The following is a 17,033-nucleotide window of genomic DNA, read 5'->3' as shown; positions in this document are numbered from 1 at the left end:
TTTTGCACAAAGCTTTCCGGGTAATCCTTTGGGTAGTTTTTTCCGCCCTACTTTTGTTGATTTCTGTGGCGCTTTCGCTACAAGTCACCAGGGTTCAAAACTGGGTGATCGATCGGGTCACGGGGTATTTGAATGAAAATTCCAACTTTAAAACCGACATCGGTAGAATTCAACTATCCTGGTGGGATGCTTTGGAGTTGGAAAATCTAACTATCCGGGATCATAAGGACAGCCTGATGATCGGGGCAGAAAAGGCCCATGCGGATTTTTCCTTGCTTTCTCTGATTCCTCCCGGAGACTTTGTGGTGGATGCGGTGAGGCTGGACAGGGGAGCAGTGAATTTCATAACCCATAAAGGAGATACTGCCCTCAACATCAATCTGTGGATCAAAGAATTGGGAATGCTTTTTGGCTCCAAAGACACCACGGCAAAAGCTCCTGTTAACTTCTCCATCGGATCAATTCAACTGCGACAGACTACTTTTTCACTGATCAACAACAATGCTAATCCCGTGGTTTCGGGCTTTGATTACACCAATATTCAATTCCGGGACATCATCGCCAATGCAGTGGATTTCCAAATAAAAAATGGGGAAATTGGCATCAATTTCAAGCATCTAAGCGGAATCGAACAGACTTCCGGGCTGAAAATCCAAGAGCTAAAGACCAAGTTGACCTATGCTCCAACGTTTCTTGAACTTGATCAATTAAATCTCAGATCTGAGGGCAGCCAAATCAAGAATTACCTCAGAATGGATCTCGTTGGTCCGGATGGGTTTTCGGATTTTATCGATCAGGTCAAGCTGACCGTGAGAATGGATGAAACAAAAATCCTGCTGGCCGACCTTCGTGTTTTCGCTCCTTCCTTACCGGAGTTTGATGATGAAATCTTCCTGAGCGGAGCTGTCACGGGCACTGTGTCTGATATTAAGTCAGAGGAATTTTTAATTCGACTGGGAGAAAAAACAGCCATTTTTGGAGCTTTTGAACTGGATGGCTTACCTGACATCCAAACCACTTACCTCAATCTTTCACTCAAAAACTCGGTCATATCGGCCCGGGATCTCGCTCCCTATCTGACACCAGAATTGGAGAAGGAAATCAACAAATTTAACCTGATCCGATTGGATGCAGATTTCACCGGGCTCCCAACCCGATTTGTCACCAATGGAGACTTTCGGACGAGCATAGGGAATTTGGAGGGGAGGATAAATTACGATTTGGTCAAGGGTATTCCTTCCATTGTATCCAGACTGCGCATTCAGAATCTGGATATGGGAATTTTGGCAGAAAATCCAGAATTACTCCAAAAAGTAAGTCTGGACGGAAATGTGAATATCAAGGGAAATTCAGCTAAAAATGCCCTCATTGATCTAAATGCAAGTATTTCTGAAATCGGCTTAAACAATTACAATTTTACAAACATCAGAACCGATGCAACCTATGGATTGAATTTATTCCGGGGGAATCTCTCAATCGATGATCCTAACTTAAAAGCCCAGGCAAAAGGCTATGTCAACCTGAATGAATCCGTAGATTCGATACGAATGCTGGTACAATTGGACACGGCATTTTTGGATCAGATTAATCTGGTGAATACGCCTTCGTTTATCAGCGGAAAATTGGACATTGACACCAAGGGGATCACCTTGGATGATATTCAGGGAATCGCCCGGTTTTCAGACATCAAAGTGGGCTACGAAAACCGTTTTCTTGATGTGGGTGGATTCTTTTTTCAGTCACTTTTCGCGGGGGGTACCCGGACAATTTCCCTCAATTCAGATTACCTCGTAGCAGCCGCATCGGGTCAGTTTAATTTGGAACAAATGACACGGGACCTGGATATTCTCAGCCGTCAGTATCTTTCTATTTTGCTCAATGAAGAACAGCCCATCGCCAATCTGGAAGAGAATTTTTCGGAAGCCTACAATCTTGACCTAAATGTCCGAATGCAAGACCTCAACCCACTGATTCAACTGTTTCAGCCGGATTTTTCCATTTCGAAGAACACTATTTTGGAGGGAGCGTTTTACCAGACTCCCGAAAACACCGTATTTAATTTCTTCAGCAGTATTGACACGCTAACCTATCAGGGGAACACGGCCTTCGGAACCAACATTGACTTCAACACCTCCAAAATCATCAACAGCGCGGATATTTTAGCTTCTTTTTATGTGTATTCCAAAGAACAAAAAGTAGGAAGCACACTGGGATTTGAAAATCTTGGACTTGAAGCAATTTGGGATCAAAATAACCTTGACCTGGAGTTCAGCCTAGATCAAAATTCAACTCAAAGTAAAGCCAGAATCTCAGCCGAAACCATCTTTTCTACCACAGGTACTGAATTACACTTTCTTCCTTCCTTATTAAAAGTATTGGATAGGGATTGGAATTTTGATGCTGACAATCAGATTCTGGTATCCAATGGAGAAATCACAATCAACAAACTTCAAATTTCCAATGAGGAACAGTCCCTCGGTGTGGATGGAAAAATCAGCCAAAACCCGGAAGATGTTCTTGATTTATTCTTTCGGGATGTAGGAATAGATATCCTGAATACGCTCACCACACAGGAATTCCTGGGAACCGCTAATGGTGACTTTCAATTACGAAATCTATTGGAAAAAGCCCGTATCGAAGGGGATCTTTTTATCCTGGGTACAGAAATCAACAGCTTTCCTATCGGAAATATTGCTGCTTCGGCCAAGCTTCAGGAGAATGAGCTGATCCTGGATCTGGAAAACGAAATCAATGGCCAAAAGAAAATCGATATCAAGGGCATCGTGGGTCTTGAGTATCAAAACCTCGATCTGGATGCAGTCATGACAGAGGCGAACCTTGTCATTTTCGAACCCTTTCTTTCCAATTACATTTCTAGACTAGATGGCACCGTCACCGGAAACTTACAAATCAGAGGTACTGTCGATGTCCCTGAAGTAATAGGCAGCGGTCGGATAAACCAAGGGAAAGTCAGGATAAATTTTCTGAACACCAGCTATACCTTAGATGGAAACATTCTTTTCCAACCGAAACAGATCAGCTTTAGAGATTTGATTTTCAGAGATTTGAATGGAAATCGAGCCACTTTTACAGGTGGATTGAATCACACCGGATTCAATAATATCTTTCTGGATATCAGCTCTACCCTGAGCAACTTCCAGGTATTAAACACCACCGCCAGAGACAATGACGTTTTCTTCGGAACAGCTTTCGCCACGGGTACACTGACAGTCAGAGGCAGCACAACCAACCTCGATATCACCGCAAGAGCGACTACTCAGCCCAATACTAGCATTTATATCCCCCTTACCAGCAGCAATACCCAATATCAGGAGGATTTTATTCAGATTATCAACATTCAGGATACCGTTCGAATACAGCAACTGGCTGAAGATATCAATCGCCTGGATATTGAAAATGTACGGATGAATTTCATTTTGGACATCACCCCGGATGCCATTGCTGAGATCATCATCGACCCCAAAACGGAAGAAAGCCTGGAAGCAAGAGGTCGGGGAATCCTGACGATGAACATCGATACACAGGGTAACTTTGCTTTGACAGGGAATTATGAAATCACTCAGGGTCAGTACAATTTTTCACTTTACAATATTGTCAAGAAGAAATTTGTGATTGAGCCGGGAGGACGGATTACCTGGTTTGGAGATCCTTACCAGGGGATAATGAATCTAAAGGCGGTCTACGAGGAAAACATATCCCTGCAGCCCTTGCTCTCCTCTTCTTCGGTATCCGAAAACAGCCAAATGCGGAGAAGGTATCCGCTAAAAGTACTGATGGACCTTCAGGGAGAGTTGCTTTCTCCAGATATCAAGTTTGGTTTTGACTTTGGACAATTCCCCTCTAGTGGGGATGTGCAGACGACTATATCCGCCTTTCAAAGTCGGCTGGCTGCTGATGAACAGGAAATGAACCGCCAGGTTTTCGCCGTGATCATGACACGCAATTTCTCCCCTGAAGGGCAGTTTTCGGGTGTTTCCACCATTTCTTCGAGTTTGGGAAATCTACTTTCCTCCCAGCTCAACAGCTTCATTGGTCAAGTCGATAAAAACCTCGAAGTCAACATTGACCTTGCCTCCCTGGATGAAAATGCATTGGAAAATTTCCAACTCAGCGTCGCTTACACCTTTCTGGACGGGAGGCTTAGAGTGTCCAGAGACGGAGGTTTTACTGACAACCAGGGCAATGCCAGTGCCGCATCAGTGATCGGTGACTGGCAAGCGGAATACATGATCACAGAGGATGGAGTCTATCGTCTTCGGGTTTTCAACCGAAACAATTACAACACCTTCACCTCTCTTTCCCTTACCCAAAACGTACTAACCTACGGCGCCTCACTTACGCAAAACGTTTCCTTCAATTCATTTTCTGAACTTTTCAAAAAAATCACCGGCAAAAACTCGGACAAACTGACCATCTCTGACACGGATGATTTTCTCAGAGATGAATATCAGGGAAATCCGGAATGGAAACCCCTGGACTTGGAAAATCTCCCTCCGAGAAAAGAACCTCCTCTACCACCATTAAAGGATCGAATCCCTTCCAAAGAAGATTTTTGAAACATTTTTCAGGACTCAATACTTTCTTTCAAAAAGACTTTATGGAAAAAATCACCCTTTTCTGGTTTCGCAGAGACCTTCGGCTAGAAGATAACACTGGACTTTTTTATGCCCTGCAGCAGGAAAAAAATGTTCTCCCCCTCTTTATTTTTGATAGAACTATTCTGGACAAACTTGAGGATAAAGCAGACGCGCGGGTAGAATTTATCCATTCCCAACTCATCGAAATCAAATCTCAACTGGAGAAAAAAGGTAGCACGCTGCTCATCAAATACGGTAAGCCCGAGGAGATCTACGTAGCGCTATTGAACGAGTATGACATCCAGGCGGTCTACACCAACAGGGATTATGAACCCTATGCAAAAGAGCGGGATGCAAAAATTGAAACAATATTAAAAGAAAAGGGAATTTCACTTTTTAGCTTCAAAGACCAGCTAATCTTTGAACCGGGAGAAATTCTAAACGGATCAGGAGATTTTTACAAAGTATTCACTCCTTTTTCCCGTAATTGGTTGGACAAATACCATCACACCAAAGTGCAAACTCTGGAAGCTCCCAATTGGAAAAACCTTCATTTTGTTGATTCTCTGAAAGCTATTTCGTTGAAGGAAATGGGATTTGAGGAAACTAACATCCAGATTCCGCCAAAAGTAGCCGACCAAGACATCATCCGACACTACGACAAAACACGAAACTATCCAGCCCAAAACGGAACTTCCCGCTTGGGGATCCATCTCCGATTTGGAACGATTTCTATTAGAAAATTAGTCCAAATTGCTGCCAGCCTCAACGAAACCTATCTAAACGAATTGATCTGGCGGGAATTTTACATGATGATATTGGCCTATAATCCGCAAGTGGTAGAGCGAGCCTTCAAGCCTGCCTATGATCAGATTCCATGGCGAAACAACACGGAAGATTTTCAGGCCTGGTGTGAGGGCAATACCGGCTACCCCATAGTAGACGCGGGCATGCGGGAACTCAACGCCACAGGCTACATGCACAATAGGGTAAGAATGGTAGTCGCTTCATTCCTTACCAAACACCTCCTGATCGACTGGAAATGGGGGGAGGCGTATTTTGCAAAAAAACTACTGGACTTTGAACTGGCCTCAAACAATGGAGGATGGCAATGGGCGGCAGGCACAGGCACTGATGCCCAACCCTATTTCCGGGTTTTCAATCCCGATTCTCAAACGGAAAAATTCGATAAAGAGCTAAAATATATCAAAAAATGGATTCCCGAACTGGGAACTTCCAAGTATCCAAAACCTATTGTAGATCATAAGTTTGCCAGAGTAAGGGCAATCGAAACCTACAAGCAAGCACTCAATCAATGAACATCGGCGACAAAGTAAGATTACTGCATGGAACAGAACAAGGAATCGTTCGAAAGATCTCCTCATCCGGCAGAATAGAAGTGGAGATAGAGGATGGTTTTTTGATCCCTGCAATGAAATCTGAGGTGGTAATCATTTCGGAGGTGGAGGCAAACTACTTTGGAGCAAACGTGGGTGTCGAAAAAGAACCTGAGGCCCCCATGCCAATATCAGCTCCTAAAGATCAGGGCCTTTACCTGGCCTTTCTTCCCATCAATGATCAAAGTCTGAGTCTCTACCTGATCAATGACAGCCATCAGCCCTACCTGGTCCATACTTCGGAGGTCTTCGGGGCGAATCATCGAACACTCTTTGCAGGCACTTTAAACCCCGGAGAAAGTAAGAAAATCGATGATCGGCTATTGAAAGAAATGGACGAATGGCCAGCTTTTTTGATCCGATTCATTCCGATTCAGAACAAACTTGAAAAAGCAATTCCGGCTTTTGAACGACAGATGAAAATGAAGGCAACGCAGTTTTTCAAGCATCTGAGTACAGCACCAATCTTGGGGAAAAACGCCTATTTGTTTGCCATGGAGCAGACCACTAAGGAGCTGGACATTCGCAGTCTGAATGCCGAACTCAACCAAATCTCAAACCGACCGGAGCCGATCAAAGCAGAAAAGCCCCCCCGATCCATAGATCTCCACATCGAGCAACTTCACCCTGATCCGGACGGGTTAAGCAATTCGGAAAAGATGCGAATCCAGCTGGAAATCTTCGAAAAAAACCTCAATCAGGCACTCACTTCCGGGATGGACGAGATCACCTTTATTCATGGGGTGGGAAATGGTGTTCTGAGAAAAGAAATCCACAAGCGACTCAGCCAATTAGGAAATATTAAGTACTTTCAGGACACTCAGAAAGATCAATGGGGCTTTGGTGCTACCTTGGTACGAATTTCCTAAACATGCCTTTCAAGACTTCTCCGGTATTCCATATTTTTGATCAGCAACATCAAGAAGCGAAGTTGCTGTTCCTTGCGCTTGGCAAGCAGGTGAAATCCAAGAAAGCCATTGAATTACAGTTGAAACTGGAGTTTTTGGAGCTTTTTGCTGATCTGATGGAAAAGATCGACTTCGAGAGTCAAAACCAGGGAAACGACCTTTTTTCTCCTTTTAAATCGCTGAAAAAAGCACTTAGGAAAACCCATCACCTGAAGTTGGTCGAGGGCAATCTCAAATCCAGAGAAGAAGACAGCGGATTGCTCTACGACAGCTATCGCGCGTATCTGTTGGTCCAAAAAAGAAAAATCCAAAAGGAAGCATTCGAGCTCGCGGTCGGCAGCTCACTGAAAATCTGGGATGATTTCAGGGAAAAAGCACTCCTCGCCAGCCGTGGTATCAAACCCTTGACGATCAATACTGCGATTAATCAGTTGGTGCAGGAGGAACTGGAATCTATCCACAAGGAGCTCAAATCCCCCATTCACAGTCAGGGATTCCGCGATTTGTTTGAGAGCCTACGAAAGATAATCATGTTGGAAAACCTCCTCATTCAGCTTGGATTCAACCCGATATTTGTCAACTCGATCCATGATGAAATTGCCCAACTCAAAGAAAACCTCAAACCTTGGTATTCCAACCATCTGGCTTTTCAGACCCTTTCGGGATTTTTGGCAGAGAAAACCTCCATTTCCAAAAAGTACATGGAATGGATCAAAGAACTGAAGGAAGAAAAGAAAAGCCTGTCTTCCGAAATCGAAAAACAGGCCTTTTCCTTTTTAAACAAAATCCTGGTTTAGATTTTAGCCAAAACTTGCAACAAGTCATTTTTGAGATCTTCAGCATCCTCCACACCGACACTCAGTCTGATCAGTGAATCCACCAGACCTACTTTTTCACGTTCTTCCCTAGGAATACTGGCATGGGTCATGGATGCCGGATGACCGCAAAGCGATTCCACCCCTCCGAGTGACTCAGCCAATGCAAAAAGCTCGAAATTCTCCATGACCTTTTTGGCGTCTTCGAGCCGATTCCCCTTCAGGGTAAATGATATCATTCCTCCAAAGTCACGCATTTGCTTTTTGGCTACAAGATGATTGGGATGATCTTCAAATCCTGGCCAATATACTTTTTCTACTTTAGGATGATTTTTGAGATAACTAGCGATGGTTTTCCCATTTTGGCAGTGGCGCTCCATTCTCAGGTGCAGGGTCTTGATCCCCCGAAGTACCAAAAAGCAATCTTGCGGGCCGGGAGTGGCACCGCAGGCATTCTGTAAAAAAACCAATCTGGAGGCGAGCTCATCATCATTGACTACCAAAGCGCCCATCACCACATCAGAATGACCGCCAAGGTATTTGGTAACCGAATGCATCACGATATCCGCTCCGAAATCCAGAGGATTCTGAAGGTATGGAGAAGCAAACGTATTATCCACCGCCAGTAATAAATTGTGCATTTTGCTGAACGCCGCCACCGCCTCCAAGTCAATGATATTCATCATCGGGTTAGTAGGTGTCTCCACCCACACCATCTTGGTATTTTGATTCACATAGGATGAAAGTGACTCAGGGTCAGCCATCGGCACAAAGTGAAACTTGATCCCATAGCGCTCAAATACTTTGGTGAAAAGCCTGTAAGTTCCGCCATAGAGGTCATTGGTAGAGATGATTTCATCTCCGGGATTGAAAAGCTTAATCACAGAATCGATTGCTCCAAGTCCTGAAGAAAAACAGATGCCGTGTTTTCCGTTTTCCAAAGCAGCGAGGCTGTTTTGAAGGGCGGTTCGGGTAGGATTGTGAGTTCTGCTGTATTCATAGCCCTGATGATCGCCGGGTGATTTTTGGACATAAGTAGACGTCTGATAAATCGGAGTCATGATGGCGCCGGTAGATGGATCAGGGCTTACGCCGGCATGAATGGCTTTGGTACCAAATTTCATATGTTTATAATTAGTTTTTTAATGGCCACATGGAATCTCGCATGGTTTATAATCATCCCTCTGTGTGTCACCGAAGGGGGCATGCTCGATTTCATATGCTTATAATTTGTTTTTTAATGGCCACATGGAATCTCGCATGGTTTATAATCATCCCTCTGTGTGTCACCGAAGGGGGCATGCTCGATTTCATGTAAAGATATTTTTGAGTTTATGTTCTTATGATCGAGATTTTCAGTGGGGTGGGTGATTTCCGGTGGAAATCCGATTTGGAGTGCTAAACTTGCCTGGAAATCCAAGCCAATTCCTAGCAACAGCACATCAAAGATGACAAAAAAGGCCAGCATATTCAAAACTATAGCCACGTACCTGCGCGCTCACCCAAAAGCAACGCTTGGATGGATTTGGGTATTGGTAATGCCTGGTATAGGAAGTCTTTTCCTTCTGGCCAACCATGGTATTCCTGAAAGTTTTCAACTTAGGCAAGTACAGGACCATCTTGTTTTTACTGTCGCCACAGCTTTTCTTTTAGGATTTGCCTTTCTTCCCACGACACTTACTGCCCTTGCCACCGGCTTTTTTTTTGGCTGGATCGGTTTCCCCGGATTTTTCCTCGGTTATTTGCTTGCCAATGTGATAGGCTATACGTTGGGGAAGGTACTAAATGCTGATTTTTTACCCCTGCTTTCCATGCAAAGACCAGATTTTAATCAGCAGCTGGAAAGGAGACTTCAGCGACCTGAAAGTTTGATTTTTTTTATCCGAATCAGTCCTGTGGTCCCCTTTGCCATATCCAATTTCCTTTTTGCCTCGCTTAAAATTGAGCTGAAGAACGTTCTCATTTATGGGATTCCGGGGATGCTTCCCAGAACGCTCCTAGCTTTTGGAACTGGACTTTTGGCAAGTTCATTTCTGGACGCAAAAAAAGCGATGAATGATCCTGTGCAATGGATCATTTTGGGGATGCTGTTTTTTATTAGTTTTTGGGGAATTTACCGAAATCTGAAAACCTCCAGAACCTAACGAAGCAAAAACATTTTGCCATATCCTTTGGTAAATCCACGGTCTCCGGCAGTCGGCCTGTGTTCCATGAATTGACCATTTTTTCGTACCAGTACCCGATAGATATACACACCGTTGGCCAGTTGATCTCCAAACTCATCCCTTCCATCCCATGCATATTCAGTGATATTGTTCCCAATCCGAATCGGCCCGAGTTCATTTTGGAGAATTTCACGCACGACTTTTCCGGTCACGGTCATGATCTGGATTTTAATCTCATCGGGAATTTCTGCTCCGGTGAGTGTAAAGACGAACCTCACTGAGGTGCTAAAAGGATTGGGATAAGGATAGAAATTGGTAATCTGTGACTCATTGACTACTTCAAAGGTGATCTCATACGGCTGTGGGGAATCCTCATTGGTTATCCTCAGGGTGTAAATCCCGTCCTCCAATGGCCCGGGGATAAACGACACTCTGAAACTCTCATTTTCCGTGGCAGGAGCCCAAGTCAGGTTTGGATCGGAGAAATTGACTTTGGTAAATTGACAGCCCTCACAATTTTGCTTGAGGAATATTTCCATTCCAAGCGTATCCTTTTTATAAAGTAAGGTTTGATCGTTTTTGAGAAGTGCTGTGACCATTACATTAGGAGAAACCAAATCACCATCCATGATGTAGATTCCATCGAAATTCACATCCAACAACGACGTGGAGTTATCTCCTTCCACTTCGAATGCCACTCCCAGATCGATCAGATTATTCCGATAGGTTTGTTCCCGTAGGATTCTTGGGTTGGCAAAAACTTCCAACTCAGTCTCACCCACCCTGTCAATGCTATTAAATTCTACAGTAAATTCTGCCTGCTCGCCTGCTTTGAGAGCAGGAAGTTTTAGGGTGAAGTTTTCGACTTTTTTGGTCGTAAGATTGGTCATCTTGTAATCGACCTGTATCGAATCCAAAAAGTCGTAAATCGAAGCATTTTTGAAGATAAAGTCGATTTTTGAGCTTTGACCCTCTCGCAACCTGATTCGGTCTCCCGGATTTTTCTCCAGCAAAACCCCTTCTGGCACTCCCACAAAATTCACTTGCCATTTATCCAGCTGGGCGGGCCGTGTGGAATTTTCGTCGTTCATTTCATACCTCAGTATGAGATAGGGATAGCTGAGCGGATTGATAAACGAAAGGTCAATTTCTTGATCAAGCGTATTTTCAAGTAAGACCTCTTCTTCGCCACCTTCGGTAACGCCCAAAATATCAAATTGGGTAAACTCCTCCTCATTGATCCAGTTTCTGGCATTTACATTCTGAAAAAATCGCTCCCAGGTGGATGCAGGCCCTATCCTCGGGCTAAGGATCACCCCTTTGGTGAAGTAGCCCTCAATTTCTGATTTGAAACTTAGGGTTTGTTGGGACGCGGGTTGTTCAAAATTGGGATTGCCAACGATCTCGATCGATTCTCCGGCACGCATTCCCTTTCGTCCATAAAGAATGTAGGGATCGCCGGTCTTTAGAGCTCTGAGTGTGGCCTCGTTTGCCCCAAATTCCCGAAGGCTTTGATAGGCACGCTCCGGCCAAGCATCAAAAGTCACATTTCCAACGGTGAAAATGACCACATAATCCCCTTCTTTCACTCCCCGGACGTAGTCCTGTAAAATGGTATTGCCCGGTGTGGTAATCCAGGCATTTTGAATGCTTTGTATCATCTGAGGCACTCGTCCACAAGCTCGGGAATCAAGGATATCAAATCCCGGAACAGGCACCGCCAGGTAGGGAAGCAAGGTTTTTTGATCGATCGCCACCAATCCAATTGATCCATTGGGACAGAGTCGACTGTTGGCATTGTTTACATTGTCAATGATCTGCGGAATATTGTCATAGTAAAATTGTGTATTTCGGAAATTGAGCGAGTCTACTGCTGTCCCGATTGTAAATGCTTCAACGCTGATTTTTTGGCTGATGTATTCCCAGGATTTCCGAGAGGAATTCAGCTTGATGTTTTCCAATTCGCTTTGATCCAACTGGTCTTCCACCCGCTGAGTCCAGCCATTTCCTGAATTTGGGATAAAAGAAAAACTGCTGGTAGACCAGGCATCTGTTTCTCCTCCTTTAGGTTCCTGATACCTGGATCTCCAGTAATAGGTCGTAGAGTCGTTCCCTGCCGAGAGGCTGACCGGCCACTCCACCAAACCTGAAGTGGTAGTTCGGATCTCTTTTCTGAAAGTAGAATTAAAATTGATTGTCGTGTCCAGCTGGAGGATTAGTGTTCTGTTTTCAGTCAATTTCCCCGGAGCCTGCGCTACCAGTTTGATATCCTTTTGATTAACAATTCCAAAATCGGTTGGATAGAGATTGATCGTCCCACTGAGTGGAATAAATTCTGTGTAGGTGATGCTATTATTTGCAAACGTCATTTCGGGCACGGACTGATCCGTGTTTACTGAGATCGTAAATTGGTTTTCTCCGGCAGCATCTACCAGGAAATTCGGCACAGAAAAAGTCAAAGTATCTGATCTGGATATGGATGCAGTCCGAACCGGATCAAAGCTGATCATCGTACCATCAGGCAGCTTTCGCTCAATTTTGAAATCCAGCGAGTCCCGATTGACGATACCCAGATTTCTCACTACAAATGAGAGTTTTAACGTTTCTGAAATCGCAGAAAGCGGTGAGCCATCGATGGTACCCAGACTCACTTCATCGACTTTGACTGCATAATCTGCCTTGTCCGCAGGAAAAATCCGAATGGCAGGATCTCCTTGCATCACCATCTGCTCCATGTGGGAGTAGTTTAGCGGATTGGTACCATAAGTTTCCACAAAAATCCTTTCCGCTTCTTGTTTCACCTCTCCGATAGTCCGGTAAATTTTTGTGCTATCTGCAAAGGCTGTAAGGTAAAACTGATCAGAATACCTTCTCAGATACACATCTACGCCTAACGAAGTATTTGCCAGGATAATTACCGCCCCTTTTTCGGGCGTGATCACCCAATCTTCCCCTTGGGTATACACCGTGGTAAATGCACTTCCATAATCGCAACCATTGAATAACATGATCGGGTATTTACCCTTATTGGCATAACCCAGGGTAGGGTCAGAGGCAAACCCGATTTCGATATCGATGACCGTAGGAGCTCCATGACCGAAGAAAGTCAACATGGATCGACCTTCATTGAGATCACCGGATATGTCAATGGCTTCTACTACAGAATTGGAGCGCTTTCGATAGGTAGTCACATTGCCGCCGAGAAACGGTCCTTCTGCGATTGCTTTAAAGCCATTTAGGAAATTGAAGTATCGTTCTAATTCAAATTCGGATACTCCTCCACTAAGGTGGATCAACTCTTTCTGCCAAGGTTCACTGACACCTACCTGATCTTTTTCAATTGCCTTGTCCAGATAGTCTGCGAGGTGTTGGGAGTTTTTGGCAGGAATTCTTCCTATGGCAAATGCAGGTATGGTAGGATTAGCCGGATCAAGATCCAGTGCATAGACATTGTCAGAAAAGGGATAGCCTCCCACAGGGACCAAATCCTGAAACGCAAAAGCTTGGGGAGCTTTGCGGTAGAATACATTCTGATTATTCCATCTCGTCTGAGAATAGATAGCAAGTGACCTGGCTGCCAACAGGACATGAGTCGGCTTGTGTACGGGATAATAGGATCTAAAAAACTCATACAAAGCCACCGGAGACTTTTCACCATATCCATACTGATCGTAGATTTCCTCCATTCGTACAGTCAGGGTGTCAAAGCCTCCACCTAAATCAGAAGCCCGATGCTGGGCGTACATTTTAAGTGGATTGGCATAGGTAGTGCTGGGTTTTTCAAGTTCCCGATGGCCTACTAGGATATAATTCGCTGCCTGGGAAAGGTAATTTCGAAATTTCACCCGCTGCATGGCAGTCACGGAAATCACTGATCTGTCAGATTGAATCCAGATTTTACTTGGTCGACCGGTTACAGATGCTGTGAAATTTATAGCTGTTCCTGTTTTGGAGACCCCTACTTTTTGAGCATTGAATCGATCAGAAACATCGACTGCCACATAATTTTCCTGAACCTGACTGATCACAGCCCGCTGATTTCCTTCCGGAAAAATCATCAGCCGGGGTTCAAAATCTCCAGGCTGCACCGGCTTCCTAAATGTAATTTTGGCATAAGCTACCGAGACATTATCTACAGACTGAGGTCCTTGAGGCAGGACTTTGACTACGAGCGAACCATTCGAATTAAAATCGCTCATCTGCAAATCAAGGGTGAGTTGAGGATTTTCAAATCCTGAAAAATTGGCCTGCGATAAGGCTCTTTGAGTACCGGAAAGAGGGCCGGCACTGATCGAAACCAAATGAGTATTCTCTGACCTGCCCACCAAACCGATTTCCAATTGAGCTACCCCTGCGTTCAGAATTGTCCCCAAACCTGCGAAAGTCAAATCTCGGGCGTTCCCTTTGGTGATCACCGTCCCCATCCAACCTTGTCCGATATCATAGGAAGATCGTCTAAATCCCAAAGCATACGCTCTGCCTAAGGAATATTGATCCGAAAACACCTGAAGGCTTTCTGTCTCAAAGCTGACCGCTTGTGCGAGATTGGAAGCAGGAACTGACCTTTGGGCCATCCGCTTGCCCGGTGTGCCGGGAGTTACAGTCAGAAAAAATGCCGTGGTATCCGTATAGGTATTATAGTATGGATTTGGGACAGTGGGGAGTTTGGTATAAAGTTTTTTGTCCAGCTCGGCATCATTCCTAATGCCATAGAAATCAATGAAATCCTGGGGGTCAACTTTGCCGTCATTTTCTCCTTCTACATGGATTGCTACTTCCTTTCCTCGGTGAAAGACCCGAATCATCCGTGGATCAAGACCTTCCAAATTAATTCCTGAAGCTTGAAGGGCCTCAGCAGATATCCGATAAATTCCATCTTGAGCGGTTGGAATCTTATAATAGGTCAACGAATAATCATACCAGATAGGATCTTGGGCTTTTGCAATTGTCAGCACAAAACCCAGAATCCAATAAGTCAGCAAGGTTTGTTTGAGTTTCATCTATCCCAAGCTTTAAATTTTCTGAAATCCGAAGAAAGCTTTTCCAAACTTACTTTTACACTGAAAATATGGGAATAAGGACTTTCCGAAACATCCCCCAAATCCGAAAGTGCATAATCAATCTGAAAACGCTCATTGAGTATCACCCCCAAACCTGCCGACGGCATAAAGTTGAGCGATTCAGCTCCCTGAAAATCCTTGATGTATTGGAAATTGCCTACTCCCACTCGCACAAACACCAGCTGCTTGAATCCTAACTCCAAACCAAATCTAGGATCAATGCTAAGAGTGGATGCGGACAATACCGTATTTCTTGCACCGTCAAAAGTCGTTTCTAAATCCAAGGCTGTAAGTAGATTAAACTGCTCTCCCAATTTCCAATCATAGGCAATACTTGCAATTGCTTTAGGCAAAGTGATTTCCACTGAATTAATGGGAACTTCATTATTTGTCTGTGAATAAATGTCCCGGACCATTTCTGCATCATGAGTCCAGGCATTATAGGTGGTCGTGATGTCTCTGAGCATCAAGCCGACTGTCATGCGCTTTTGAATGTAGATTCCTCCCACATCCAGCCCAAAACCCCATGCCTGTGCAAACTTCCCGACATTCCGATGAATCACCTTTGCATTTGCCCCAAGTTTGATTTTGTCAGAAATATCACGGGCGAAACTAAGTAACAAAGCATAATCCGCGGCATTGAAAAACTGGATGTTGTTATAATTAATCGCGCCATTGGCATCATACAGAAATCGGGTATCCGGAATATCATCCACACCAAACCGGATCAATGAAACAGCAAGTTGATTTTGATTTCCCAGAGCAGTACTAAAGCCCAAATAGTCGTATTGGGCAATGCCTGCGAAATACTCCGCATGCATCAGAGAAAACTCGTATTGATGCCGGATACCGGTGAGTGCAGCGGGGTTCCAATATGCCGCCGTCACATCCCTAACTGCCCCTACCTGAGCACCTCCCATCCCCAAAGCTCTTGCACCAACGCCAATACTTAGAAATTCATTGGAGTATTTGGGCGTAAGATCCTGTGAAAAGAGGAGATTAACCCAAAACACCGGGATAAGGCTTAGAACGCTGAAACAGAAAAATTTAAATCTTTTGATTTTCACAAGTCCAAAATAATTCAAATTCAAAAACCAAAGTTAACTCTTATGAAATTAATTCAATTAAACGCATTGTAATGTACATCATCGGACACTTTTCTGTCTCATAGTAGAACAGAAAATAATGGGATCAAACACTGCGATCGTTTAGCATAAAAAATAGTCTTCATTTTTAGAATTTCAGGAACAGCCAAATTTAAGCTTATTGGGCCTCTTTTATAGCACTAGGGAATCTACACTTCCTGGTTTTTACAAGGAATTAGGTTATACAAGGTAGCTTGGAAAAGATTGGTATCATTTTTCTTTGAATCCTGACTAGTGAAATCGAGCATGCCCCCTTCGGTGACACACACTGGGATGATTATAATGCATGCGAGATTCTCCCGAAGAAAAATCGGGACAGGCTATCTGACCAATTAAAATCAAGTTGTAAACAGATGAAATGAATTAGTATACTCCGAACGGAGATTTAATCACCATACCATGAACGTCGCCAACACACAGACTCAAATGCGCAAAGGACTCCTGGAGTTTTGCGTATTGCACATCATCTCCCGGGGCGAGGTCTATACTTCGGACTTGATCGAAGAGCTCACCCAAGCTCAGATGATCGTGGTCGAAGGCACCCTCTACCCCCTGCTCAATCGACTCAAGTCTGCCGAACTTGTCACTTATCGTTGGGTAGAGTCCGAATCAGGACCTCCCCGAAAGTACTATTCTATTACCGAAAAAGGGAAAAAATTCCTGCTCACCCTCTCAGAAACTTGGTCTTCGTTGGTCAATTCTACTACTGAAATCACGGCTAAGCATTGATTCCGAACCAACCTTAAAACAGAATTACAATGAAATCGAGCATTTGCATGGCAACACTAAAAATGGATTTTGGCAAATCATGTGAGATTCCATGTGGCCTTAAAGAAAAAATCATAATCACATGAAATCGAGCATGACTAAAAAATCACACACTGGGATGATTATAATGCATGCGAGATTCTCCCGAAGAAAAATCGGGACAGGCTATCTGACCAA

Annotated in this window: 9 protein-coding genes; 6 read left to right on the top strand and 3 right to left on the bottom strand. The window is 44.1% G+C overall.

Translation table 11 applies throughout. The annotated features are described in order from the left end of the window. Window positions 1-2: 2 nt before the first annotated feature. Genes C4S61_RS18505 through C4S61_RS18490 form a run of 4 tightly spaced genes read left to right on the top strand, consistent with a single transcriptional unit; the run spans window position 3 to window position 7,700 of the window. On the top strand, window positions 3-4,577 hold the full coding sequence (locus C4S61_RS18505; protein WP_235010103.1) for a translocation/assembly module TamB domain-containing protein: 4,575 nt from the start codon (window positions 3-5) through the stop codon (window positions 4,575-4,577). 41 nt (window positions 4,578-4,618) lie between these two features. After that, entirely contained in the window at window positions 4,619-5,917 is a 1,299-nt protein-coding gene (locus C4S61_RS18500; protein ID WP_103926295.1) for a cryptochrome/photolyase family protein, read from the top strand. Further along, window positions 5,914-6,864: a Smr/MutS family protein gene (locus C4S61_RS18495; protein WP_103926278.1), complete on the top strand. Its 951-nt coding sequence runs from the start codon at window positions 5,914-5,916 to the stop codon at window positions 6,862-6,864. Before C4S61_RS18500 ends, C4S61_RS18495 begins: the two co-directional genes overlap by 4 nt. A 2-nt stretch (window positions 6,865-6,866) precedes the next feature. Further along, entirely contained in the window at window positions 6,867-7,700 is an 834-nt protein-coding gene (locus C4S61_RS18490) for a hypothetical protein (RefSeq protein WP_103926277.1), read from the top strand. Here the strand turns inward: C4S61_RS18490 and C4S61_RS18485 are convergent. After that, window positions 7,697-8,842, bottom strand: coding sequence for a cystathionine gamma-synthase (locus C4S61_RS18485; RefSeq protein ID WP_103926276.1), 1,146 nt, complete (start codon window positions 8,840-8,842; stop codon window positions 7,697-7,699). The two genes, C4S61_RS18490 and C4S61_RS18485, sit on opposite strands and share 4 nt — an antisense overlap. Before the next feature lie 324 nt (window positions 8,843-9,166). Between C4S61_RS18485 and C4S61_RS18480 the strand changes: the two genes are divergently transcribed. Further along, window positions 9,167-9,862 (top strand): VTT domain-containing protein, encoded by a 696-nt coding sequence (locus C4S61_RS18480; protein WP_146064441.1) that lies wholly within the window; start codon window positions 9,167-9,169, stop codon window positions 9,860-9,862. On the opposite strand, the gene porU2 is transcribed toward C4S61_RS18480, so the two are convergent. Both porU2 and C4S61_RS18470 read right to left on the bottom strand, forming a co-directional pair. Beyond that, window positions 9,859-14,883, bottom strand: a complete 5,025-nt coding sequence (gene porU2, locus C4S61_RS18475; RefSeq protein ID WP_103926274.1) for a putative type IX secretion system sortase PorU2 — start codon at window positions 14,881-14,883, stop codon at window positions 9,859-9,861. The two genes, C4S61_RS18480 and porU2, sit on opposite strands and share 4 nt — an antisense overlap. After that, window positions 14,880-15,962, bottom strand: coding sequence for a putative type IX sorting system protein PorV2 (locus C4S61_RS18470; RefSeq protein ID WP_407640581.1), 1,083 nt, complete (start codon window positions 15,960-15,962; stop codon window positions 14,880-14,882). The genes porU2 and C4S61_RS18470 overlap by 4 nt, the downstream gene beginning before the upstream one ends. Window positions 15,963-16,487: 525 nt before the next feature. Here C4S61_RS18470 and C4S61_RS18465 point away from each other — a divergent pair. Next, window positions 16,488-16,817, top strand: a complete 330-nt coding sequence (locus tag C4S61_RS18465) for a PadR family transcriptional regulator (RefSeq protein ID WP_103926273.1) — start codon at window positions 16,488-16,490, stop codon at window positions 16,815-16,817. Window positions 16,818-17,033 lie beyond the last annotated feature (216 nt).

The sequence above is a fragment of the Algoriphagus boritolerans DSM 17298 = JCM 18970 genome, assembly GCF_900108085.1.
GTDB lineage: Bacteria > Bacteroidota > Bacteroidia > Cytophagales > Cyclobacteriaceae > Algoriphagus > Algoriphagus boritolerans.
The sequence above is the reverse complement of the archived record's forward strand: the minus strand, read 5'-3'. Positions and strand labels throughout refer to the sequence as shown.

What these genes read in the sequence shown, in the direction of transcription:
- C4S61_RS18485 (WP_103926276.1), bottom strand. Translation starts at nt 8,842, where the DNA reads ATGAAATTTGGTACCAAAGCCATTCATGCCGGCGTAAGCCCTGATCCA.
- C4S61_RS18465 (WP_103926273.1), top strand. Translation starts at nt 16,488, where the DNA reads ATGAACGTCGCCAACACACAGACTCAAATGCGCAAAGGACTCCTGGAG.
- C4S61_RS18500 (WP_103926295.1), top strand. Translation starts at nt 4,619, where the DNA reads ATGGAAAAAATCACCCTTTTCTGGTTTCGCAGAGACCTTCGGCTAGAA.
- C4S61_RS18495 (WP_103926278.1), top strand. Translation starts at nt 5,914, where the DNA reads ATGAACATCGGCGACAAAGTAAGATTACTGCATGGAACAGAACAAGGA.
- C4S61_RS18480 (WP_146064441.1), top strand. Translation starts at nt 9,167, where the DNA reads ATGACAAAAAAGGCCAGCATATTCAAAACTATAGCCACGTACCTGCGC.
- porU2 (WP_103926274.1), bottom strand. Translation starts at nt 14,883, where the DNA reads ATGAAACTCAAACAAACCTTGCTGACTTATTGGATTCTGGGTTTTGTG.
- C4S61_RS18490 (WP_103926277.1), top strand. Translation starts at nt 6,867, where the DNA reads ATGCCTTTCAAGACTTCTCCGGTATTCCATATTTTTGATCAGCAACAT.